General features: G+C 46.5%; 30 protein-coding genes. All 30 read left to right on the forward strand.

The window, feature by feature from the left end:
• Positions 1 to 3: 3 nt before the first annotated feature.
• Positions 4 to 291, forward strand: coding sequence for a hypothetical protein (locus tag B5F53_RS10680; protein WP_087223195.1), 288 nt, complete (start codon positions 4 to 6; stop codon positions 289 to 291).
• The gene (locus B5F53_RS10685; protein ID WP_087223197.1) at positions 275 to 811 is read left to right on the forward strand and encodes a Holliday junction resolvase RecU; all 537 of its coding nucleotides are present in this window, start codon (positions 275 to 277) and stop codon (positions 809 to 811) included. The genes B5F53_RS10680 and B5F53_RS10685 overlap by 17 nt, the downstream gene beginning before the upstream one ends.
• Positions 808 to 1,884 carry a DNA polymerase III subunit beta gene (gene dnaN, locus B5F53_RS10690; RefSeq protein WP_087223199.1) on the forward strand — a complete coding sequence of 359 codons (1,077 nt, stop codon included), beginning with the start codon at positions 808 to 810 and terminating at the stop codon, positions 1,882 to 1,884. The genes B5F53_RS10685 and dnaN overlap by 4 nt, the downstream gene beginning before the upstream one ends.
• Positions 1,881 to 2,369, forward strand: a complete 489-nt coding sequence (locus B5F53_RS10695; protein WP_087223201.1) for a hypothetical protein — start codon at positions 1,881 to 1,883, stop codon at positions 2,367 to 2,369. The genes dnaN and B5F53_RS10695 overlap by 4 nt, the downstream gene beginning before the upstream one ends.
• 16 nt (positions 2,370 to 2,385) lie before the next feature.
• Positions 2,386 to 2,826, forward strand: coding sequence for a hypothetical protein (locus B5F53_RS10700; RefSeq protein ID WP_087223204.1), 441 nt, complete (start codon positions 2,386 to 2,388; stop codon positions 2,824 to 2,826).
• The gene (locus B5F53_RS10705) at positions 2,816 to 3,265 is read left to right on the forward strand and encodes a hypothetical protein (protein WP_087223207.1); all 450 of its coding nucleotides are present in this window, start codon (positions 2,816 to 2,818) and stop codon (positions 3,263 to 3,265) included. Before B5F53_RS10700 ends, B5F53_RS10705 begins: the two co-directional genes overlap by 11 nt.
• A 25-nt stretch (positions 3,266 to 3,290) precedes the next feature.
• On the forward strand, positions 3,291 to 3,533 hold the full coding sequence (locus B5F53_RS10710) for a hypothetical protein (RefSeq protein WP_087223209.1): 243 nt from the start codon (positions 3,291 to 3,293) through the stop codon (positions 3,531 to 3,533).
• Positions 3,534 to 3,543: 10 nt separating this feature from the next.
• Entirely contained in the window at positions 3,544 to 3,918 is a 375-nt protein-coding gene (locus tag B5F53_RS10715; RefSeq protein WP_087223211.1) for a hypothetical protein, read from the forward strand.
• Complete coding sequence (locus tag B5F53_RS10720) at positions 3,915 to 4,100, forward strand: hypothetical protein (protein ID WP_140398236.1); 186 nt, start codon at positions 3,915 to 3,917, stop codon at positions 4,098 to 4,100. The genes B5F53_RS10715 and B5F53_RS10720 overlap by 4 nt, the downstream gene beginning before the upstream one ends.
• Positions 4,101 to 4,109: 9 nt before the next feature.
• Entirely contained in the window at positions 4,110 to 4,364 is a 255-nt protein-coding gene (locus B5F53_RS10725) for a hypothetical protein (protein WP_140398237.1), read from the forward strand.
• Between the two features lie 343 nt (positions 4,365 to 4,707).
• Complete coding sequence (locus B5F53_RS10735; protein WP_087223219.1) at positions 4,708 to 4,929, forward strand: hypothetical protein; 222 nt, start codon at positions 4,708 to 4,710, stop codon at positions 4,927 to 4,929.
• 12 nt (positions 4,930 to 4,941) lie between these two features.
• Positions 4,942 to 5,328: a hypothetical protein gene (locus B5F53_RS10740; RefSeq protein WP_087223220.1), complete on the forward strand. Its 387-nt coding sequence runs from the start codon at positions 4,942 to 4,944 to the stop codon at positions 5,326 to 5,328.
• Between the two features lie 14 nt (positions 5,329 to 5,342).
• Positions 5,343 to 5,546, forward strand: a complete 204-nt coding sequence (locus B5F53_RS10745; RefSeq protein ID WP_140398238.1) for a DUF6011 domain-containing protein — start codon at positions 5,343 to 5,345, stop codon at positions 5,544 to 5,546.
• A gap of 149 nt (positions 5,547 to 5,695) precedes the next feature.
• Positions 5,696 to 5,908 (forward strand): hypothetical protein, encoded by a 213-nt coding sequence (locus B5F53_RS10755; protein ID WP_087223228.1) that lies wholly within the window; start codon positions 5,696 to 5,698, stop codon positions 5,906 to 5,908.
• 4 nt (positions 5,909 to 5,912) lie between these two features.
• A complete protein-coding gene (locus B5F53_RS10760; RefSeq protein WP_204246929.1) occupies positions 5,913 to 6,149 on the forward strand; it encodes a hypothetical protein in 237 nt (78 codons plus the stop codon).
• 15 nt (positions 6,150 to 6,164) lie between these two features.
• Entirely contained in the window at positions 6,165 to 6,746 is a 582-nt protein-coding gene (locus B5F53_RS10765) for an HTH domain-containing protein (protein WP_087223230.1), read from the forward strand.
• A 204-nt stretch (positions 6,747 to 6,950) separates the two neighbouring features.
• Positions 6,951 to 8,339, forward strand: coding sequence for a sodium:solute symporter family protein (locus tag B5F53_RS10770; RefSeq protein ID WP_087223232.1), 1,389 nt, complete (start codon positions 6,951 to 6,953; stop codon positions 8,337 to 8,339).
• Positions 8,320 to 9,102, forward strand: a complete 783-nt coding sequence (locus tag B5F53_RS10775) for a phosphoadenosine phosphosulfate reductase domain-containing protein (protein WP_087223234.1) — start codon at positions 8,320 to 8,322, stop codon at positions 9,100 to 9,102. Before B5F53_RS10770 ends, B5F53_RS10775 begins: the two co-directional genes overlap by 20 nt.
• 55 nt (positions 9,103 to 9,157) lie before the next feature.
• Positions 9,158 to 9,793: a ParB/Srx family N-terminal domain-containing protein gene (locus B5F53_RS10780; RefSeq protein ID WP_087223236.1), complete on the forward strand. Its 636-nt coding sequence runs from the start codon at positions 9,158 to 9,160 to the stop codon at positions 9,791 to 9,793.
• A 161-nt stretch (positions 9,794 to 9,954) separates the two neighbouring features.
• Entirely contained in the window at positions 9,955 to 10,935 is a 981-nt protein-coding gene (locus B5F53_RS10785; protein WP_330396187.1) for a phosphoadenosine phosphosulfate reductase domain-containing protein, read from the forward strand.
• The gene (locus tag B5F53_RS10790) at positions 10,925 to 11,446 is read left to right on the forward strand and encodes an IbrB-like domain-containing protein (protein WP_087223240.1); all 522 of its coding nucleotides are present in this window, start codon (positions 10,925 to 10,927) and stop codon (positions 11,444 to 11,446) included. The genes B5F53_RS10785 and B5F53_RS10790 overlap by 11 nt, the downstream gene beginning before the upstream one ends.
• Before the next feature lie 105 nt (positions 11,447 to 11,551).
• Positions 11,552 to 12,370, forward strand: a complete 819-nt coding sequence (terS, locus tag B5F53_RS10795; RefSeq protein WP_162610581.1) for a phage terminase small subunit — start codon at positions 11,552 to 11,554, stop codon at positions 12,368 to 12,370.
• The gene (locus tag B5F53_RS10800) at positions 12,360 to 13,838 is read left to right on the forward strand and encodes a DEAD/DEAH box helicase family protein (protein WP_087223245.1); all 1,479 of its coding nucleotides are present in this window, start codon (positions 12,360 to 12,362) and stop codon (positions 13,836 to 13,838) included. Before terS ends, B5F53_RS10800 begins: the two co-directional genes overlap by 11 nt.
• Before the next feature lie 13 nt (positions 13,839 to 13,851).
• A complete protein-coding gene (locus B5F53_RS10805; RefSeq protein ID WP_087223247.1) occupies positions 13,852 to 14,160 on the forward strand; it encodes a hypothetical protein in 309 nt (102 codons plus the stop codon).
• 19 nt (positions 14,161 to 14,179) lie between these two features.
• Positions 14,180 to 15,562 (forward strand): phage portal protein family protein, encoded by a 1,383-nt coding sequence (locus tag B5F53_RS10810; RefSeq protein WP_330396188.1) that lies wholly within the window; start codon positions 14,180 to 14,182, stop codon positions 15,560 to 15,562.
• A 3-nt stretch (positions 15,563 to 15,565) separates the two neighbouring features.
• On the forward strand, positions 15,566 to 16,507 hold the full coding sequence (locus B5F53_RS10815; RefSeq protein WP_087223252.1) for a phage minor head protein: 942 nt from the start codon (positions 15,566 to 15,568) through the stop codon (positions 16,505 to 16,507).
• A 1-nt stretch (position 16,508) separates the two neighbouring features.
• Positions 16,509 to 17,015 carry an XkdF-like putative serine protease domain-containing protein gene (locus tag B5F53_RS10820; protein ID WP_242970298.1) on the forward strand — a complete coding sequence of 169 codons (507 nt, stop codon included), beginning with the start codon at positions 16,509 to 16,511 and terminating at the stop codon, positions 17,013 to 17,015.
• Between the two features lie 144 nt (positions 17,016 to 17,159).
• Positions 17,160 to 18,374, forward strand: a complete 1,215-nt coding sequence (locus B5F53_RS10825) for a hypothetical protein (RefSeq protein WP_087223344.1) — start codon at positions 17,160 to 17,162, stop codon at positions 18,372 to 18,374.
• Positions 18,375 to 18,391: 17 nt separating this feature from the next.
• Positions 18,392 to 18,838 (forward strand): hypothetical protein, encoded by a 447-nt coding sequence (locus tag B5F53_RS10830; protein WP_087223255.1) that lies wholly within the window; start codon positions 18,392 to 18,394, stop codon positions 18,836 to 18,838.
• Positions 18,839 to 18,860: 22 nt separating this feature from the next.
• Positions 18,861 to 19,886 (forward strand): hypothetical protein, encoded by a 1,026-nt coding sequence (locus tag B5F53_RS10835; protein ID WP_087223258.1) that lies wholly within the window; start codon positions 18,861 to 18,863, stop codon positions 19,884 to 19,886.
• Position 19,887: the final 1 nt, after the last annotated feature.

Below are 19,887 nucleotides of genomic sequence, written 5' to 3' on the forward strand. Positions count from 1 at the left end.
GACATGGGGAAGAGTAAACGGAACTGCAGAAGAACAGAAGATGAAGTTCGTATCCACGAAAAGGCAGTAAAGATGCGGAAGATGACGGATGAACAGCTCGTACACTATGTGGAGGATCGGGTTGAGAAAGCCAGAAGCGAGGGCTTTAACATCGGCAAGAAGTCGGTCCGCAGCGGGAAAAGTACAAATGATTTCCTTGCAGAACTGCAGACATCCAAAATCCCGGGGATAGGAGCTGTTACGATCAATAAATTACTGAAGGTGGCAAAAGAGAATGGATACATACAGTAGGGCATTGGTCGGGAGCCGGTCCAGAGTATCAGGAGAATATTTTGAGGGCATGATCAGCGCAGCTTGCCAATTTTATGAGGAAAAGGGGATTTCCGTCATAGAGAAAACCCCGGAGCCGATGAGAGTGCTGAAACCGTATGACCGGAAAAGAGGACAATTTATCTGTTGCTTTGCGAAACAGGCACAGCCGGACTTCAAAGGGATCCTGATGGATGCAACTATGGTGCTGTTCGACGCAAAGCATACGGATAAAGAGAAGATCATGAGAGACGTAGTTACAGAAGAACAGGAGAGCTGCTTTGAGAGATACATGAAACTTGGAGCGATGTGCTTTCTGGTAGTTTCAATAGGCCTGGATGATTTTTACCGTGTTCCATGGGTGGTGTTCCGTGACATGAAAAAGATCTACGGGCACAAGTACATGAACAGGGAGGATCTCGAAGCATATAAAATCAAGTATTCAAATGGAGTTCTACGATTTTTAGACGGGATAGAACTTCGGGAAGGAGACAGATCATGAAGTTAAAAAAGTATGAACTGGTCAGAGCTATTGACAAAGTAAAGAGTGTTGTGCAGAAAAATCCACAGATTCCCGCCCTGGGAGGCGTTTTGATCAAAGAAGGTTATGCAATAGCTGCAAATGGAGAAATGACGATACAGGTCAAATTAGAGGGCACAGAGGACGAATCATTCATCATTCCAATGAAAGCGTTTGACCTGATAAAAAATCTTCCGGAGGGTGATGTGGAGATCACCTGTGATGATAAAGATGTGGTGACCATCCAGATGGAGAAGATTAAAAACAGTTACCAGTCATTCCCGGCGGAAAGCTTTATGTACGATAAAACAGAAACCGGCAAAGAGGAGGGGATTGTCCTTCCGGGAGCGCTTTTGATGGAGGCAGTATCGCATGCGCTTTATGCAGCTGCCGACAAGTCGCCGGGGCGGCCGGAGCTTGAAGGAATATATCTCGAAGGAGAAAATGACAATCTGAACCTTGCGGCCACAGACGGACATGTTATGTGTTGGGATCAGGTTAATTCTGTATCCGGTGTTTCCGGACTTAAGCTGATCGTTCCAAAAACAGCCGCAAAGAAACTTACTTCAATGGGGATGGATGATGATATAACACTTTCGCACGATGCAAACAGTGCGATTTTCAAGACCGATGCATATTTGATTCGTACCCGGATCCGTGACGGTAAATTTGTTCCGTATCAGAAGATGTTCGTAAATATGGAGAATTACGCTATTGTGAACAGGGAGGAGCTTATAGGGGCCATGACCAGGGCGAAGATGTGTACGGATGAAAGCGTTCCTGCCGAGTTCGATATTGAAGGAGAGGAGATCAATGTGATTCTGCAAGACAAAGTAACAAATTATCGTGAAAAGATAATGCTCAAGAGCCCGATCGAAAAGCCGATCCGCATTGGATTTGATTCCAGGTTGGTGTTGGAAACGATAAAGGCATTTACTTGCGAAAATATTACATTGAATTTTTCGTCGCCTTCTACGCCGATGATTGTTCAGGCGGAGGATTCAGATATGAAAGCGCTGGTTCTTCCGGTAAGGTTGAAAGGAGCAACAAAATGAGAAAAATAGATGATCTGGTAATAAAGCTTTTGGAATATGATCTGCGTCCCACGCCGCAGGGCGGTTGGGAGATTACGGAGGAAATGCGTGCGTTAATCCACGAAATTGCTGAGGAGTGCAATGGTCTGGAAATAGTCCAAAGAGTAACAGAAGGTAAAGAGGAGTGGATTGAACAGGCCGCTCCGGAAGAAATCTACATACATATGCTTAAAAAAATAGTGGAAGCTCCGACAAGGATGCATATGATTTGCGTTCCTCGCGTCTTGATACCGCTCATAGACCAAAAGCTCCGCGAAAACGAGGAAATCTTTCCGCATGTTGTTGGACAGGAAGCAGAGATGTTTATCGACGGAGAATGGAAAAGAGGGAGAGTTGTTGAGGGCTACCGGTTTAAAGACGGGATCGTGACGCTTGAAACTCCAGAAGGGGAACGGATATGGTGCGGAGAAGATAGAAAGGATCTATACCGACCGACGAAAGATTAGGCGCGAGGATGATGGCATGGAAGGCAAAGAACAAAGGTTGTGGTTTCTTTTCCAGTTTCTCCATGAGGTCGAGGAAGAAATGTCGAAGGAAGAGCAAAAGCAGGTGATGATAGAGAAAGCGATAAATCTAAAGCTCATGTGCGATTATGCTGTAAGCTGCTCCTATCTCGACATAGTGCTGATCATCTGTATGTTAAGGGATTACGTCCAAATTGTTGACGAAATAAGAGCGGACGATATTCAATGGTCAGCATATTACCGAGATAAATTCCTTAAAATGGCAGATCGGCTTTCGGAACAGATCGAATATGACTATGATGCGGCGAAAGAGAGATGCCTGACGAAGAGACAGAGAGAAGAAAACGCAGGAGATATAGGCGAAGATGCAATGGCAATGGCCGTTAAGTATGGAAAAGGAAAGAAAAAGAAAGAAAAGGAGAAGAGCAATGAAAATTAGTGTTTCAACGGATGGAAAAGATGTAGTTGTGGAAATGTCGAAGGAGAAGGGGGAAAGGATTTTTAATAAGATTGTCGCCATGTTATTGCAACCAGATACTGAGGATAACAATCCGGAATCACATATAGCGCCAAAGCAAGAAAAAAAGGCAGAGAAACCGGAAGAGGAATATAAAGGATTTATTTATATGAAATGCCCAAAGTGCGGTAAGGTTAAAGGATTTTGCACGAAAGGGATAAGAGAATACCGGTGCGGGTGTGGGCACATAACACCATTACATGATTTAAAACCGCTCTATGTGAATTGTCAATGTGGTCAAAAATTTAAGTACATGACAAATATGGATGAAGATATGTTCGATGTAAAATGCATAGAATGCGGGAATCCAGTCGCGGTGTTATGGAATTCGAAGAAAATGATATATCAGACGATTATGTAATGGATCGAATGAAAGGAGAGCGGAGATGAAAGTAAAAGAAGCAAAAGAAAAAATAAACCATTTAAAACAGTTGTACGACAATGCTGTTAAAATTCAAAATTGTTGCCTGAATAATAAAATATCGGAAGGCACTGTTGATGATTTGGAAGAAAAATCAGGCATAAATACATCTCTGAGAATATTCGCAACATGCGTGGGTACTTTAGCAGCAGGCGAAATGAAGCGGATATCAAATATTATTGATAATGCAGACGTAAATATTGATTAGGAGAGCGGAGATGGAGAGGTTAACGGTAATATATGGCGGAATGATGGTCCCTCGGAAAGCATGTACATTCGACAGAGAAGGAGGGGCGGACGATTGCAAAGAATGCACAGAAATATGCGAAGACGAAGGAGGAGTGTGCCGCACATGCATTCTTCAGGAGTGCTTGACAAGACTGGGGGAGTACGAGGATACAGGACTTGAACCAGATGAGGTCATGGAACTGAAGGAGCGAGATACGGCGAAAGAGCCAACAAAAGTCTCGGATTCTGAAGTGAGGTATACGGACGATTATATTTGTCCGAATTGCGGAAAACACTTTATTGGAACTGGAATAGCAGAGTTTTGCTATCATTGTGGACAGCGATTGAAGTGGGAGGAGTTATGATGCTTACAGTAGGAGAATGGGTAGACAAAGTCCATGAGATCACAGACACACTTGAACATAAAGCTACGGAAAGCTGCGACGAATATATCAGAAAAGCGCAGTCATATCGAGATGGATATATTCAGGCATGCGAAGATTTTGGGCGGGAAATGAGACGCGCGATAAGCAAAGAACAGGGATAAGGAGGGGCAATGATGAGATTGATTGATGCGGATGAACTGATAAATGCAATAGAGAAGTCGAGAAACAATAATCCTCATAAAGATCGCTGTGCTATGAGAAACCACGACACAGAACATGCGCATTTTGCGAAAATGGTATCGGATCAGCCGACGGCGTTTGACAAGGAAAAAGTGATTGAAGCGCTGAAAGAGGAAGGATGCATTATCGACAATGATGCGGGGAATAGAGCAGTTGAAATTATCGAGAAGGGCGGGTGTAAATGACATGAAATATCCAGAGGAAATGTATTTAAATAGCGGGTTTTATGATGGGGACATGGACGACAGTGTAGAAAATCATAAAGAAAAAATAGTGAAATGCAGAAAAGACCATAAGTGTTCAGCGTGTCAGAATACAATAAAGAAAGGCGATCAAGCATTATACGAAAGCGGATTTATGGACGGAGCACCGGTAAGCTGCTATACATGCCTGAAATGCATAGAAGACTGGTTAGAAGAAAGTGGACAAATAGAGTCGGAGGACTAGAAATGAAGTGCAAGATAAATAATGCAGTGCAGTTGATTCGGAGCCAGGGAGAACAGATATTAAGAGGGGAGGAAGGAAAAAATGCCAGACAACATGGGAAAAAACGGGGAAGGATATCCGGATCCTACAGCCGGATCGGCATGGAGAAATATCCGAAAAGAAGAGAATCGGCGGGAGATGGAGAGAACAGCAGTGATCAGCAACCTTATTCCGATTATGAAACAGACTGCGGAGCTGGCAGGCTTTGAGGTTGTTGGCCGGATTGTCCTGAAGGACAAGCAAACAGGAAAAGAATACAGATAGGAGCGTGGTATTGTGAATGCAAGATATCCGAATTTGGAACTTCTTGAGTACAAAGCAAGAGTAGCATTATCTCAAGATGAGGAGTTTTTGAAGCTCTTCGAAGAGAAGAAAAGGAATAATAAGTATGCATATGCGGAAATAGATGCCGTAATGTTCCCTCAAATCTGGGGAAGTACATGCACCGGGTTTGATGTTACTGAAGATGGAAGTCCTGCGATAGGTGGCTGCTCGATGACAAAAGAATACACAACGGTGCTCCATGAACTTGGCACCGATACATACATCATATTCTTCGGCGAGAAGATATGCTATAAAGTGACCAATGCTAATGCAGAGTTCTATGAAGATCTTCAGGCAAGGAGAATGGCAAGCCTGAGCGAAGCAAAGAAACGGTATTAGTGAAAGGGGCAAAGATGTATACAGTATGTCAGAAATGCGGAAAGAAACTGACGGATCCGGAGAGCATGCGAAGAGGATATGGACCGGAGTGCTGGTCGCAGATCAGCGGTATTTCCACGGCTGATTCCGGCGGGGTGGGAAACGAAGCAGATCTTCCAGGGCAAATGACCATATTTGATTTCCCTGATGCTATTCCAAGAGGTGAGCAGAATGAGTGAAATTATTTTGTTCCCTACCTGCAAAGATTATTGCGGTAAATGCGAATACCATGGGGAGAAGGGAGAATGCACAAACGAGAAGTATATACAAAACATGTACATGGTGTGCTGCGTATGGCACAGATGCCCATACAGAAAGGAGAGAACGCATGAACAAAGAGCGGGAAGTAGATAAAATTACGATACACTATGACGATGGCACCGAGAAAACTGTCGAAAAGGGAATTGTTTTAAATATAAAAGAGGAAAACGGAGAAAGGGTTTGCGTATTTACTATGTGCCATATTCAGGGAAGAGAGCGCACGCTTGCCATTGAGGGATGTCTGCACCTTGGATTTATGCTTGTTAAAGAGGAGGAGTGATTCTGTGGAGGAGCATTGTGTGATATGTGGGGAAGTGATACCAGAGGGGCGTCAAGTGTGTCCGATCTGTAATCGGGAGTATGAGGGGGTGCCGGCGCTGTCGAGAACTGATAACGAAACATTGATCTGCCCGGAGTGCGGCACCGCCCAAGCGTTAGATGACGCATTAAGGGGATCTGATATGCCGGAGGAAGAAAAGCAGGCATATAAAGAAGGGATCCTGAAGGCAATATATCGATAGTCGGAGGTAAAAAACATGGATATGAAAGATCACGTTGAATTCGTTGCTCTCACAAAAGAAGAAGTAGAGCAAATGATCGCCAAGGCAGCTCTTGCGGGTGCATCTGTCGCGGCTGAAACACTTGAAAAGGCACATCAAAAAGAGCAGAAAGAGCTGAAGGATCGCAGACTGCATAATACGAGACTGCTTCTCAGGAATTACAGAATGTTGAGAGAAAGCTGCTCCAAAGCAATTTATCAGAAAGAGCATTCTGAAAAATCTACAGAAGAAGTCATAGAAGATCTTATGAGCATGAGGGCAAGTGACGGGGTGATTGTGAATTCGATCAAGGAGTCTGCAGAGAGGACGGGGATTATCATATCTCATGTTGACCGAATGCTTGATGTCTTCCGGATGTATTGCGGAAAATGCGGAGAGAAGGAAAAACGCCAGTATAAGGTTATAAAATCAATGTATATCACTAAAGAGGGATCTTCTGCGGCGGAATTGGCAAAGAAATTCGGCGTCAGCAAGGTAACCATATACGATGATATCAAGACAGCGGAGGAAAGACTTTCTGCTTTGTTTTTTGGAATTAACGGACTCCGTTTTTATTGATTTTAAAGGCTTGAGGGATATTAACGGAAATCGTTAACTTAAACTTGACTTAATAACGGAAAATGAGTATGATAAGGGAGTAAAATCTTATCATAAGCCAAGAGCCACCGGGTGTCCGGTGGCTCTTTCAGTATAGTCTGGGGAGGAGGAAGAGAAAAAGAAAGATACAGGATGCTCCTTTAATACATAAAAGGAGAATTTGGAATGAAAGGGTTAGTAATTCTGGCGGTTTACGCAGCGATCATGATCACTGCCACGCTGATATTTACTAAAAAAGAAAAGAATGTAGAGCGGTTCTGCGTTGGGAATCGAAAGGAAAATTGGATAATGTCTGCTTTGAGCATAGCAGCTACATGGATCTGGGCGCCGGCACTATTTGTATCGACAGAGAAAGCGTATACAAATGGGTTTGTCGGTCTTTTTTGGTTCTTGGTGCCAAATGTGTTATGTCTGATCATTTTCATACCATTCGCAAAGCGGATACGGAAGGAAATGCCGGAGGGCATCACACTATCCGGATATATGAGGGATAAGTATCATTCTGAAGGCGTTAAGCGGGTGTATCTCTTTCAGCTTATGGGGCTTTCGGTATTATCGACCGGGGTTCAGCTTCTGGCCGGCAGCCAGGTGTTGAGCACTGCGACCGGAATATCATTTGAGCTTGTCACTGTTCTGTTGGCGGTCATCGCTTTATCGTATTCTTTGTTTTCGGGGATAAAAGCGTCCATGTTGACAGATGCAATACAGATGATCTTTATGCTGGCGGCAAGCGCAGCATTCTTGATCATGACGATAAAGTCCGGCGGAACTTCTGGAATACTGGAAGGAATACATGGAATATCCGGGAATTACACGTCATTTTGGTCGAAAGACGGGATAGAGGTGTTTCTTGCTTTCGGATTGCCAACGACAATCGGATTGCTTTCCGGGCCATTTGGAGATCAATCGTTCTGGCAGAGAGCGTTCGCAGTGAAGAGCAATCGGATCGGCCATGCCTTTTTGGTTGGGGCGATATTGTTTGGGATGGTTCCTTTTTCAATGGGGATCCTCGGGTTTGCCGGAGCTGGGATTGGATATCAGGCGAAAGATCTTGGAGTTATCAATTTTGAACTGATTCGTGAGATGTTCCCTGCGTGGGTGGTGCTTCCGTTCCTGTTCATGATCATATCGGGGCTTTTATCAACGGTAGACAGCAATTTATGCGCTGCTTCATCTCTTGTAACGGACATGTGCGGAGGGAAGGAACTCAAAAAGACGAAGACGGCCATGGTCGTCCTGCTTTTGGCGGGGATCCTGATTGCCAATATACCGGGGATGACGGTCACGCACCTGTTTCTCTTTTACGGGACACTGAGGGCATCGACGCTGTTGCCGACTGTTATGACGCTGAAGGGAGTGAGGTTTACTCCGAGAGGAATACAGTATGGAGTCGTCTCTGCTTTGGCCGTAGGGCTTCCTATTTTTGCCTACGGGACGGTTTTGAACAGTGGACCATATAAAACCCTCGGCAGCCTTACAACAGTGCTGTTAAGTGGAATTGTGGGGGTGATAGTTACAAAAGCGGAGGTGCGGCATGGAAAGAGTGCTCGGTAAAAAACAGTCAATACGGAATGAGGACTGGCTGAAAGCCGTGAAACGTATTGAAGAGTTGGTTTCAAGAGAGGAACTGGATGAAAAGGTCCGCTCGACCATTGATGAGATCCGGCATACGACCGGCGGGAAAAAAGCAGCATACGCATGGTCCGCCGGGAAAGACAGCCTTGTGCTCGGAAAAATATGCCGCAGAGCGGGAATTGTGGATTGCATGATGGGGATCTGCAACTTGGAATACCCGGCATTTATGAAATGGGTGGATAAGCACAAACCAAAAGAACTGGAGATAATAAACACAGGACAGGATTTGGAATGGCTATCCAAACACCCTTCTATGCTTTTTCCGCAGGACAGCGCAACCGCAGCGAAATGGTTCTCCATTGTGCAGCATAGGGCGCAGGCGAAGTATTACAAAGAGAATAACCTGGACGTGATACTTCTTGGGCGCCGGCGCGCAGACGGGAATTACTGCGGAAAAGGCTCCAATATATACAGTAACGGGAACGGCGTTACCAGATACAGCCCTTTGGCTTCGTGGAGCCACGAAGAAATACTTGCCTTTATCCATTATCATAAAGTCAGCATGCCGCCGATATATCGGTGGAAGAATGGCTATTTATGCGGGACCCACCCGTGGCCGGCCAGACAATGGACCGGATCAGAGGAAAATGGATGGCGAGAAGTATATGAAATTGATCAAAGCATTGTTTGTGATGCGGCGAAGTGGATTGACGGCGCCGCAAAATTCCTTAATTCGCTATAAAGCTATTTGCAGATAGCCATAATGCTCCTTCAAATACAGCATTTGGAGGAAAAGTATGAAGCAATTAACCATGAAACTGAAAGATCTGGTCCGGCCGGAGCGTAACATCAGAATCCACACGGAAAAGCAACTGGCGGAATTTGAACGCAGTGTTCGCATGTTTGGACAGATCAGACCGATCGTCGTAGATGAGAACAATATCATTCTGGCGGGGAATGGATTATATGAGACGCTTCTGCGAATGAACAGAGAAGAGGCGTTGGTCTATAAGTACGAAGATCTTACAGAAGCGCAGAAGAAAAAGCTGATGATCGCCGACAATAAGATCTTCTCCCTTGGTATCGAAAACCTTGATACGTTAAATGAGTTCCTGGAAGAATTGGAAGGAGATCTGGATATCCCGGGATTCGACGAGGATATTTTAAGGCAAATGGTCGCCGATGCGGATGAAATCACGGAAAAGATTTCGGAGTACGGAACCCTTGACGAAGAAGAAGTCCGCAAGATAAAAGAGGCGAACGAAAAGAGGGAACAGGCAGAAGCCACAGATAATGGAGCGGATCAGGAAACAGATCTTCCATTGCAGGCACCAGAGCGTCAAAGCGGGAGCGATGCGGGCGTCGGGCAGGAACCGGCGGAGACTGGGAGGTTTGTAATTTGTCCGAAGTGTGGTGAGCGCATATGGCTGTAAAAAGAAAGGAAGCCAGCATCAACGTGGTGAAGGCCGCAGAGATCCGGATCAAGAATGTGTTCCGGAATGGACTCCCGGTATTCTTTTCGTTCAGCGGCGGAAAGGACAGCTTGTGCGTAGCGCAGCTTCTTATGAACCTTGCAAATCGGGGAGAAATAGACATGAAGCAGCTTACCGTCCAATTCATAGACGAAGAAGCGATTTTCCCATGCATGGAGGAGACCACAAAAGCGTGGAGAAGAAAGTTCATGATGATGGGGGCAAAGTTCGAATGGTTCTGCGTAGAGGTGAAACATTTCAACTGTTTCAACGCCTTGTCGAATGACGAAACATTTATCTGCTGGGATTCTACAAAGCAAGATGTATGGGTAAGGCGCCCGCCGAGCTTTGCGATCCGGAATCATAAATTGTTGCGGCCGAGGATTGACGCATACCAAGATTTCCTCCCAAGAACCTGCGTGTCAGGGATTACGATGGTAGGGATCCGGACGGCAGAGTCGCTGCAGCGTTTGCAGAATATCGCCGCAATGACAAAGGCCGGAAAGACCATGACCAACAAAAAGCAGATCTTCCCGATATACGACTGGACAAATAATGATGTCTGGCTTTATCTGAAGCAAGAAAAAGTCGATATCCCGGAGATATATCTGTTTTTGTGGCAATCCGGAAGTTCAAAGCCGCAGCTTAGGGTTTCGCAGTTCTTTTCCGTAGACACGGCGAGATCGCTGGTAAAGATGAATGAATATTATCCGGACCTTATGGAACGGATAATCCGGAGAGAGCCAAATGCATATCTTGCGGCGCTTTATTGGGACAGCGAGATGTTTGGACGTAGCAGCAGAAAACGTCGTGAAATGGAAGGAGATGCACCGGAAAAGGATTATAAAACCGAACTCGTGCGGATGTTTGGAAACATGGATGTATATTTCGATACGCCGCATAAGAGGCAAATTGCGGAACGGTACAGGAATTTCTTCCTGCAAGTGTCGGCGATTGCGACTCCAGAGGATTTCAAACATATTTACGAAGGTCTTATATCCGGGGATCCCAAAATGAGGACCTTCCGGGCTCTTTATCACCGGATTTATGGGAAATATATTGCAGAAGCGAAGAAAACGGAGGAAAGCAGACATGGACAATAAATTGGCCGCACCGCTGAGTACGCTGCAATGGGTACCGCGGGAATGGCTTAAACCAAATGATTACAACCCGAACAAAGTATCGAAAGAGAATTTGAAGCTCTTAACGCAGTCGATTTTGACAAATGGCTGGACGCTCCCTATTGTGGTCCGGCCGGATTACACGATTATCGACGGTTTCCACAGGTGGACCGTGGCGGGAGAAGATCCGCTGATGTCTATGCTTGACGGGAAAGTGCCGATCGTTGTTGTCAAACATTCGGAGCGATCAGAAGACATATATGGAACTGTAACACACAACAGGGCAAGGGGTACCCATCTTTTGGAACCCATGAAAGCTATTGTAAAAGAGCTGATGGGCGAAGGGAAAAGCGTAGAAGAGATCGGAAAACAGCTCGGTATGAAACCGGAGGAAGTTTTCCGGTTATCGGACTTCTCGAAGGAGGATTTTCTTGACATGATGACCAAGGGAGTCACAGGATTTTCAAAAGCAGAATATGTTACTAAAATTTGATGTTATTCTGTTATAGCATATGTAGAACACTGACCGGCGGCGCGAGAGGAAGTGCCTGCCGGTTGTTCTATATCCGAAAAAAATACGATATAGGAGGTGATGGCGGTGCCGAGAGCAAGAAGCCCTGACAGCATAGAGGCGGAGAAGTTGTATAAATCTGGCATGGCTCTTGTTGATATCGCAAAGAAACTCGGCAAGCCAGAGGGAACCGTCCGAAGATGGAAATCGACCCAAAAGTGGGATGAAAACGGTAAAAAAAAACAAGGCGAGCGTTCGCAAAAGAAAAATGCTTCAGAAAAAGCGAGCGTTCGTAAACGAGGCGGACAGCCCGGGAACCAGAATTGCAAGGGCAAACAGAATGCAAAGGGGCATGGAGCGCCGAAGGGAACGCAAAATGCGCTAAAGCATGGAGGGTATTCTGCTGTTTACTGGGATACGCTTGACGAAGATGAAAAAGAACTCATCGAGACGATGCCGCAGGATGAGGAAGAAATCCTGATAAATCAGATCATGCTGTTTACGGTGAGAGAGCGACGGATCATGAAGGCGATCAACAAGTACCGTGAAGCAAAGGGCGGCGTCTATGTGGCCGGAGTCACGAAGTTTGAGGAAAAGAGGACATTCAAAGACGATGCGGAAAGAGAGCTTTATGAGAACCGTGTCCGGGAAAAGGTGGAGAAAGGAGATCGCCTGCCGGGAGAGCATTACAGCCTCCAGACGATGACAGCATCCACGGCGGATCTGGTCGCTCGCCTTGAAAAAGAGCTTACCTCTGTTCAAAGCCAAAAAACAAAGGCTGTAGATGCGCTTGCCAAACTCCGATTTGAGAAGGAGAAGATCGCAGGAGAGTCAAAAGGCAACGAACTTGTGCGAACTTGGGCGGAGAGCGTCATAAAGGCAAGGAGGGAGAAAGATGGACAATAATATGGATTGGCTATCAGATTTCCTAGATGAAAGCATACCGCTTTGGCGAGATGATCCCGTGATGTTCTTCCGGGAGGTTCTGGTGTTTGAACCGGATGAGTGGCAAAAGGAAGCTGCCGAAGATCTGGCGCATAGCCCGAAAGTCAGCATCAAGTCCGGACAGGGCGTAGGAAAGACTGCTTTCGAGGCTGCCGTGTTCCTGTGGTTTATCACCTGTTTTCCTTATCCACGTATAGTAGCAACTGCGCCGACAAAGCAGCAGCTACATGATGTTCTGTGGTCTGAAATTTCAAAATGGATGAGCCACTCTCCTTTGCTCTCCAGGCTTCTAAAATGGACGAAGACATATGTTTATATGGTCGGCAATGAAAAGCGTTGGTTTGGTGTAGCGAGGACCGCTACAAAGCCAGAAAACATGCAGGGATTTCACGAGGACAATATGCTGTTCATTGTTGATGAGGCGTCCGGCGTAGCCGATCCGATCATGGAGGCTGTTCTTGGTACCTTGTCAGGAGAGAACAATAAGCTTCTCATGTGCGGGAACCCGACAAAGACAACGGGGACATTCTATGACAGCCATACACGAGATCGGGCACTATATAAGTGTCATACCGTGTCATCGGCAGACAGCAAGCGGACCAATAAAGAGAACATTGATTCGTTGGTCAGAAAGTATGGGTGGGATTCCAACGTGGTGCGGGTTCGTGTCCGTGGCGAATTTCCAAATCAGGAAGATGATGTGTTTATAGCCCTGTCTACGATCGAACAGTGTGGAAGCCGCCTGTTTGAGCTGCCGGAGGACGGTCAGTTACCGTACATCATATTCGGAGTCGATGTTGCGAGGTTCGGAGATGATGAGACGGTAATATACCGGAACTCGAGGGGGAAGCTGCAGATAGTTGCAACCCGAAGGGGGCAGGATCTCATGAGAACAGTCGGCGATATTGTTCGCCAGTACAAGAAAGCGATCAAAGAATTCCCGGATTATCGAGGCAGAATCTATGTGAACATAGATGACACTGGTCTTGGCGGCGGGGTGACAGACCGCTTACGGGAGGTCAAAAGGGAGCAAAAGCTGAACAGGCTGTACGTTGTTCCCATTAACGCAGCTGAAAAGATCGAGACGGATACTAAAGCAGGGAAAGATGCCGCAGAGCATTACAATAACCTGACAACGCATATGTGGGCGACATTGAAGGACCTCATGGAGAATAAAGAGGTTGAGATCGAGGAGGATCAAGAGACATTCGCACAACTTTCTTCCAGAAAGTATTTCCTTGCGAGTAACGGGAAGCTGGAGGTTGAAAGCAAGAAAGAAATGAAAAAGCGAGGGCTCGACTCTCCGGACCGTGCGGATGCGTTGGCATTATCTGTATATCTTGGAAAAATCAAGAAGTACACCGGAAGCGCTCCGAATCAAGAAAGCTCTGCTGGTCTTGGTAAGAGCAGTTACTGGAGAAACAAATAGGAGGTAGATATCTGTGGGCATAATGAAAAAGAAAGAGGCATATGTCACGAAAGGGACTCGGCTGATCGAGGAAAAGAAGCTTCCAGAGGCGACAGAAGTTGTGGTGGAAGGGCTGAATTTTTACCAGAACAAGATCATAAAGGCTTTGAATGGGCATCCCGTTGCGGATACCGCATTGGTCGTTGTGGCTTTGAGGAATACGGCCGATATGCTTGAAAAGCAGGAGCCGAGTTGCCGAGGATTGGTCGAGTGGCTCGACAAGAAAACTACGAAACCAGAACTGCGGGCGCAGAGAAGGGTAGAAAAAACAAGAAAACGATGAAAGAAAGGAGGAGATGGCTATGGCAGAGATCGGCCGGATAGGTCAGAAACGATGGAATGGCGTATTTTACGAAGAATTTCTTCGGGATCTGCAGGGAATACGTGGAGTCGAGGTTTACCGGGAAATGGCAAACAATGACGATACGATCGGCGCCATTCTTTTCGCCATAAAGATGTTGATCCGCCACACGGTATGGAACATTGAACCCGGCGGAGACTCGGCGAAGGATCGTGAGGCTGCTGAGTTTGTTGAATCCTGCATGGATGATATGCAGAGCACATGGACCGATACAATTTCGGAAATCCTATCGTTTTTGGTTTATGGCTGGAGCCTGCATGAGATCGTATATAAACGGCGCATGGGGAAAACACGGAGCCCACGGACGAAAAGCAAATACTCCGATGGGTTGATAGGCTGGCAGAAACTCCCGATCCGCAGCCAGGACACGCTTTACAAATGGGAATATGACAGGCATGACAACCTGATTGGCATGACACAGATGCCGCCGCCGGATTATGGCTTTATTACAATCCCGATGAAAAAAGCTATGCTTTTTCGCACGGAGAGCGCTAAAGACAATCCGGAGGGGCGCAGTATACTGAGAAATGCATACCGACCGTGGTACTTTAAGCGCCGCATTCAGGAGATCGAGGCGATAGGTATTGAACGGGATCTGGCAGGACTCCCGGTATTTCATACTCCTGAAGGAACCGATATCTGGGACGACACTGATCCGGAAATGATCAAGATAAACGCAGCTCTTACCAGAATGGTAAAATCGGTCCGCCGTGATGAATACGAAGGGCTTGTATTGCCGCATGGATTTGAATTTGAGCTTGTCAGTACCGGCGGGGCCAGACAGTTTGACACAAATGCAATTATCAACAGGTATGATACGAAGATAGCCATGACGGTTTTGGCAGACTTTCTCATGCTTGGGCACAATAAGGTTGGAAGTTTTGCGCTCAGCTCCGATAAGACGGAGCTTTTTTCTGTTGCGATCTCTTCGTTCCTGGATGTCATTTGTGAGACGTTCAATAACCAGAGCATACCGGCCCTTATCGATATCAACGGAGATCATTTCAATGGGATCACAGATTATCCTAAGATGACTCACGGAGAGATCGAAGACGTTGATATAAAATCAGCAGGACAGTTTATCAAGGATATGACTGGCATCGGAATCATCGTGCCGGATGACGGTTTGGAAGATTATGTTCGCGAGATCGGACATCTTCCGGAAAGAACTACGGACAACCGAAGAGAGGATCCTGCAAGGACAGCGCAGCAAAATCAAAATCAGCCGCCGGAGGATGATCTGGAAGATCCGGAAGAGATAGACGACGATCAGGACGAAAAGAACGCCAAAGCTGCAAAGAGGAGGCTCGGAAGGGAGAGATAGCGTATGTATATCTTCAAAAAACCCCAACCATTGGGAAAGGCAAAGAAAAGAAGCAAAGAAAATCTTCGCCTGCTCAATATGCTGAATCGATATATTACGGATACGGCGGCGGTCCCGGTATCTATCCTCACAAGGTTTTGGGCTGATCAGGCGGCGGCAATTACATACAAGGAAATACGGAAATTGATTGAGGATGAAGATATATCCAAAGAGGATCTTGAAAACTGGTCCAAAGATTACTCTTCATTTGTTTCTGAAACCCTTGAGCCCATGTGGTTAGAAGCGATTGTGGCCGGCCAACTCAGCAATGCGATCATGGATGAGATCAGAGGCAAAGAATTTGAGTTCGATGCTACTGATGAAGGGATAAGAAACTGGATCAAGGATCGTGGAAGCGAATTCGTGACAAATGCCGTGCAAGAGCAGAAAAAGGCAATACAGCGGCTTACCATGAAGGCGGTACGGGAAGATCTTTCGCCAAATGAATTGGCAAGGGTTATTCGTCCGTGTATTGGGCTTACCGAGAGACAGGCGCAGGCGAACTTGAGATATTACAACCACATTAAGGAGCAGTTGCGAAAAGACCATCCACGGATGAAGGAGGAAACCATCGTCAGGAGGGCGAGAGACAAGGCGTTAAAGTATGCCGAAAAGCAACATCGATATCGAGCCGAAACAATAGCACAAACAGAGCTTGCGGAGGCGTATAACGCCGGCGCCCATCAGGGGATCAAGCAAGCACAGGAAAGAGGATACATAGGGCATGTTAAAAAAGTATGGGTGACAGCCCGGCAGGATAATGTGTGCAAACATTGCGAAGCAGTAGAGGGCGTCAGCAAAGAAATGGACGAATATTTCGATGTTGGGAAATGTGGAAGGGTCCTTATCCCTCCGGCGCATCCGAGATGCCGCTGCGTTGTTAAGTATGTAGAAGTGGAGGAATGACATGGAAAGCATGTATAAGCTGCTTGGAATCCACAAACCATCGGAGAAAACTAAGGATAATGTGGATAAATCCAAGAAAACAGACCATGAAGTGTTGAAAGGTCGATTTAAAATACAGAAATCGGACAATGATAAGCATCTGGCGTTCGGGTGGGCGTCAATCGCCATAGATGAGGCTGGAGAACAGCTTGTGGACTGGCAGGAAGATATGATTGATCCGGAAGATCTTGAAAATGCAGCATACGCCTTTGTTCGTATATATCGAGAGGGCGGAGAGATGCATGAACGTGGAGATTGCGCTGTATTGATAGAGAGTGTGGTGTTCACGGAAGAAAAAATGGAGGCGATGGGAATACCCGTCGGAACAATTCCTGTCGGTTGGTGGATCGGCTTCCTTGTTACAGACGAAGAGGTCTGGGAAAAGGTAAAAGATGGGACATACACCATGTTTTCAATCGAAGGAGAGGCCGAAAGAGTGGAGGTTGAGGAAGATGGAGATTCTGATTGACGTTGGAATATTCTTTCTCGGAGCGTTGGCGGGCATTGCTCTGACATGCATAGCCGTAGCCGGGAGAGATGAATAATGGTAATTCAGAAAGCGGGCAACCCCGCTTTTTGTTTTATAAAAAAACGATGGAAGGAGGTAAAAAAATTGGCAACAAAACTTAAAAACTTGCACATCCGAAAAGTTGATTTCGTAGACGAGGGAGCTAACCAGCGGGCAGATATCAAGATCGCAAAGAAAAAAGATGCAGATCCTGAAGCAGATATTCCTGTCCGTGAGTCCACGATGAAGAAATTCATGCGTGCGATAGGAAAGGCGGTTGGCATTACCGACGATTATCTTGATGCCTTGGAAGATGTGCAGAAAGGGAACTCGCAGACATTCGGCGAAAAAATGACAGAGGTAAAGCGTCAGAAAGTGGCCGATGAAATGTGGAGCATCTGCTATGCGCTGCAGTCTTCGCTTCAATCAATCCTGTATGATGAGGATCTCGATGGAGCCACGGCACAATCCATGATGGAGAAAAGTGTATCAGAATTTGACGAAATTATCGGCGAATCGATCAGCAGTTGGTCCGCAGGAAAGATCAGCGGGATCAAGAAAGACATCGGTATTAACGATATCGAGTCATTAAAGAAGTTCAGGGATCACCTGGATGAAAACATTGAAAAAGCACTGAACAGCGAGAAAGGAGAAAATGAAGAAATGGCAACAATCGACAAATCCAAAATGTCCCCGGAAGACAGGGCTGCTTACGAAGATATCCTGAAGAAGTACGGTATCAATGAGGAGGAAGACCCTGTTGCAAAATCCAATGTGAAGCCCGGAGAGAACAAAGAGGGCGAGGAAGAAGAGGAAGATCTTGACAAAGGCTGCGGAAAACAGACAACAAAGAAATCCATTTCCGGACAGGCTGATCCGGAGGAAGATATCTACAAAGGCCTGCATCCGGCGGTTAAAGCAGAGATTGAATCTCTTAGAAAGTATCGCGAGGCTGCGGAGAACAGAGAGTTTATGGAGGTGGCCAAGAAGTATGAGGTCATCGGAAAGAAACCGGAGGAGCTGGCGTCTGTTCTGAAAAGCCTGAAAGCTGCCGGTGGAACAGCGTACGATGATATGATCTCTACGCTTGACTCCATGATTGCGATGGCTGACAGCTCTGGAATCTTTTCTGAGATCGGAAAATCAGGAAGAGGAAGTCACGCATCCGTTGCGAAAGGGAAATCCGAGGCGCAGGTAGAGTCTATCGCCAAGGCGTACATGGAAAAAGATCCTGATCTGAATTATGCAGATGCCCTTGCAAAAGCATGGGAAAGCAACCCCGAGTTACTGGCTTCTTATGACGAAGAAGCAGGATTTTAAGGAAGGAGGAAACACTCATGGGAAAGAATTTCAATGGAACACAGATCAATAACTCCGCAACGATCGTTGAAAAAGCCGGCGCAGCAATTACCGACTGCAGGAACAAGATCCTAAAATACGATGAAAACGGCGATGTGGTTCTTGCTACATCTGGAAAAGACATCCCGATCGGCGTCGCCCTTATTGAGGCAGGGTGCAACGATATTACAGGAGCAGAGTCCGGCAAGGTGTCCGTTGGAGACGATGTGGATATTCTTGTGAAGGATATCGGATTTGTTCTCGCTGGAGCCGCAATCACGAAGGGGCAGGAGATCGCAGCTGGGGCAAATGGACTTGCCGCAGTAGCGACGGACGGAGATTATGTTCTGGGCGTTGCCCTGTCAAGCGTTAAAGCGAATGAATACTGCCGTGTTCAGATCGCAAGGTATCAGAAAGCCGCCGCAGCTGCAGGCGGAGAAGGTTAAGAAGAAAGAGGAGGAATAACACATGAGAACTACAACAAAGGGAATTGCGGCAGAAATTGCAAAGGGAGCATTCAGACCGCATACGGCACTGACCAACATGGCACTGTCATACTATCAGAATTCTGCAAATTATTTTGCAAAATCCCTGTTTCCGATTTGCCCGGTGGATCTGTCATCTGATAATTTCTACATTTTCGATAAGGAGGATCTCCTGAGAGACAGCTGGCAGAGAAAACCGGCATATGGCAAGGTCAACCCGGCGGTTGTATCTGAGCACACAGATACATACAACTGCGGCGTGGATCAGATGATCATGGGAATCGACCAGATCCGGCAGACAGATCTCCAGCGTCGTCAGGGACCGGCAACAAGAGATCCGAGAGTGCAGAGGACCAAGACGATTGCTGAACAGGCAAACATCCATCAGGACGTTAAGTTTGCCGGCAGCTTCTTCAAGAAGGGTGTTTGGACAAATGAATACACCGGTATCGATTCAACGAGCGTATCCGGCAAGCAGTTCATCAAATTCAGCAATGACAACTCGGATCCGGTTAAGTTTTTCGATGAAAAAGCGACGGAGATGCAGGAGGTAACCGGCCGCAGACCAAACCGCATTGGTCTTGGAGCGAACGTGTTTACAACGCTGAAGAACCACCCGGGCATCCTTGAAAGGGTAAAATATGGCGGCTCTACCGCAAATCCCGCAAGCGTTACCCTGAACGTGCTTTCACAGCTTTTCAGCACGGAAAGAGTCGTTGTTATGCAGTCCATCATGAACAAGGCGGATATGGGCGGTGAGGCAGATATGGGATTCATCGGCGATCCGAATGCAATTCTTCTTTGCTACGCAACAAACAGCCCGTCTATCGACGAGCCCTCCGCCGGATACATCTTCACATGGGATATGCTCGGAGATGGGCAGCTTCTTCCGATTCTGAACTACCTCGGTGAAAATGGTACGCATACAGAATATGTGGAAGGTCTTATGGCGAGCGACATGAAGAAAACCGCTGATGATCTCGGAATGTTCTTCGCAGACGCTGTTTAAG

This window comes from Blautia sp. An249, assembly GCF_002159835.1.
Classification (GTDB): domain Bacteria; phylum Bacillota; class Clostridia; order Lachnospirales; family Lachnospiraceae; genus Blautia_A; species Blautia_A avistercoris.

What these genes read in the sequence shown, in the direction of transcription:
- B5F53_RS10680 (WP_087223195.1), top strand. Translation starts at nt 4, where the DNA reads ATGGGGAAGAGTAAACGGAACTGCAGAAGAACAGAAGATGAAGTTCGT.
- B5F53_RS10685 (WP_087223197.1), top strand. Translation starts at nt 275, where the DNA reads ATGGATACATACAGTAGGGCATTGGTCGGGAGCCGGTCCAGAGTATCA.
- dnaN (WP_087223199.1), top strand. Translation starts at nt 808, where the DNA reads ATGAAGTTAAAAAAGTATGAACTGGTCAGAGCTATTGACAAAGTAAAG.
- B5F53_RS10695 (WP_087223201.1), top strand. Translation starts at nt 1,881, where the DNA reads ATGAGAAAAATAGATGATCTGGTAATAAAGCTTTTGGAATATGATCTG.
- B5F53_RS10700 (WP_087223204.1), top strand. Translation starts at nt 2,386, where the DNA reads ATGGAAGGCAAAGAACAAAGGTTGTGGTTTCTTTTCCAGTTTCTCCAT.
- B5F53_RS10705 (WP_087223207.1), top strand. Translation starts at nt 2,816, where the DNA reads ATGAAAATTAGTGTTTCAACGGATGGAAAAGATGTAGTTGTGGAAATG.
- B5F53_RS10710 (WP_087223209.1), top strand. Translation starts at nt 3,291, where the DNA reads ATGAAAGTAAAAGAAGCAAAAGAAAAAATAAACCATTTAAAACAGTTG.
- B5F53_RS10715 (WP_087223211.1), top strand. Translation starts at nt 3,544, where the DNA reads ATGGAGAGGTTAACGGTAATATATGGCGGAATGATGGTCCCTCGGAAA.
- B5F53_RS10720 (WP_140398236.1), top strand. Translation starts at nt 3,915, where the DNA reads ATGATGCTTACAGTAGGAGAATGGGTAGACAAAGTCCATGAGATCACA.
- B5F53_RS10725 (WP_140398237.1), top strand. Translation starts at nt 4,110, where the DNA reads ATGATGAGATTGATTGATGCGGATGAACTGATAAATGCAATAGAGAAG.
- B5F53_RS10735 (WP_087223219.1), top strand. Translation starts at nt 4,708, where the DNA reads ATGCCAGACAACATGGGAAAAAACGGGGAAGGATATCCGGATCCTACA.
- B5F53_RS10745 (WP_140398238.1), top strand. Translation starts at nt 5,343, where the DNA reads ATGTATACAGTATGTCAGAAATGCGGAAAGAAACTGACGGATCCGGAG.
- B5F53_RS10755 (WP_087223228.1), top strand. Translation starts at nt 5,696, where the DNA reads ATGAACAAAGAGCGGGAAGTAGATAAAATTACGATACACTATGACGAT.
- B5F53_RS10765 (WP_087223230.1), top strand. Translation starts at nt 6,165, where the DNA reads ATGGATATGAAAGATCACGTTGAATTCGTTGCTCTCACAAAAGAAGAA.
- B5F53_RS10770 (WP_087223232.1), top strand. Translation starts at nt 6,951, where the DNA reads ATGAAAGGGTTAGTAATTCTGGCGGTTTACGCAGCGATCATGATCACT.
- B5F53_RS10775 (WP_087223234.1), top strand. Translation starts at nt 8,320, where the DNA reads ATGGAAAGAGTGCTCGGTAAAAAACAGTCAATACGGAATGAGGACTGG.
- B5F53_RS10780 (WP_087223236.1), top strand. Translation starts at nt 9,158, where the DNA reads ATGAAGCAATTAACCATGAAACTGAAAGATCTGGTCCGGCCGGAGCGT.
- B5F53_RS10785 (WP_330396187.1), top strand. Translation starts at nt 9,955, where the DNA reads ATGAAGCAGCTTACCGTCCAATTCATAGACGAAGAAGCGATTTTCCCA.
- B5F53_RS10790 (WP_087223240.1), top strand. Translation starts at nt 10,925, where the DNA reads ATGGACAATAAATTGGCCGCACCGCTGAGTACGCTGCAATGGGTACCG.
- B5F53_RS10800 (WP_087223245.1), top strand. Translation starts at nt 12,360, where the DNA reads ATGGACAATAATATGGATTGGCTATCAGATTTCCTAGATGAAAGCATA.
- B5F53_RS10810 (WP_330396188.1), top strand. Translation starts at nt 14,180, where the DNA reads ATGGCAGAGATCGGCCGGATAGGTCAGAAACGATGGAATGGCGTATTT.
- B5F53_RS10815 (WP_087223252.1), top strand. Translation starts at nt 15,566, where the DNA reads ATGTATATCTTCAAAAAACCCCAACCATTGGGAAAGGCAAAGAAAAGA.
- B5F53_RS10820 (WP_242970298.1), top strand. Translation starts at nt 16,509, where the DNA reads ATGGAAAGCATGTATAAGCTGCTTGGAATCCACAAACCATCGGAGAAA.
- B5F53_RS10830 (WP_087223255.1), top strand. Translation starts at nt 18,392, where the DNA reads ATGGGAAAGAATTTCAATGGAACACAGATCAATAACTCCGCAACGATC.
- B5F53_RS10835 (WP_087223258.1), top strand. Translation starts at nt 18,861, where the DNA reads ATGAGAACTACAACAAAGGGAATTGCGGCAGAAATTGCAAAGGGAGCA.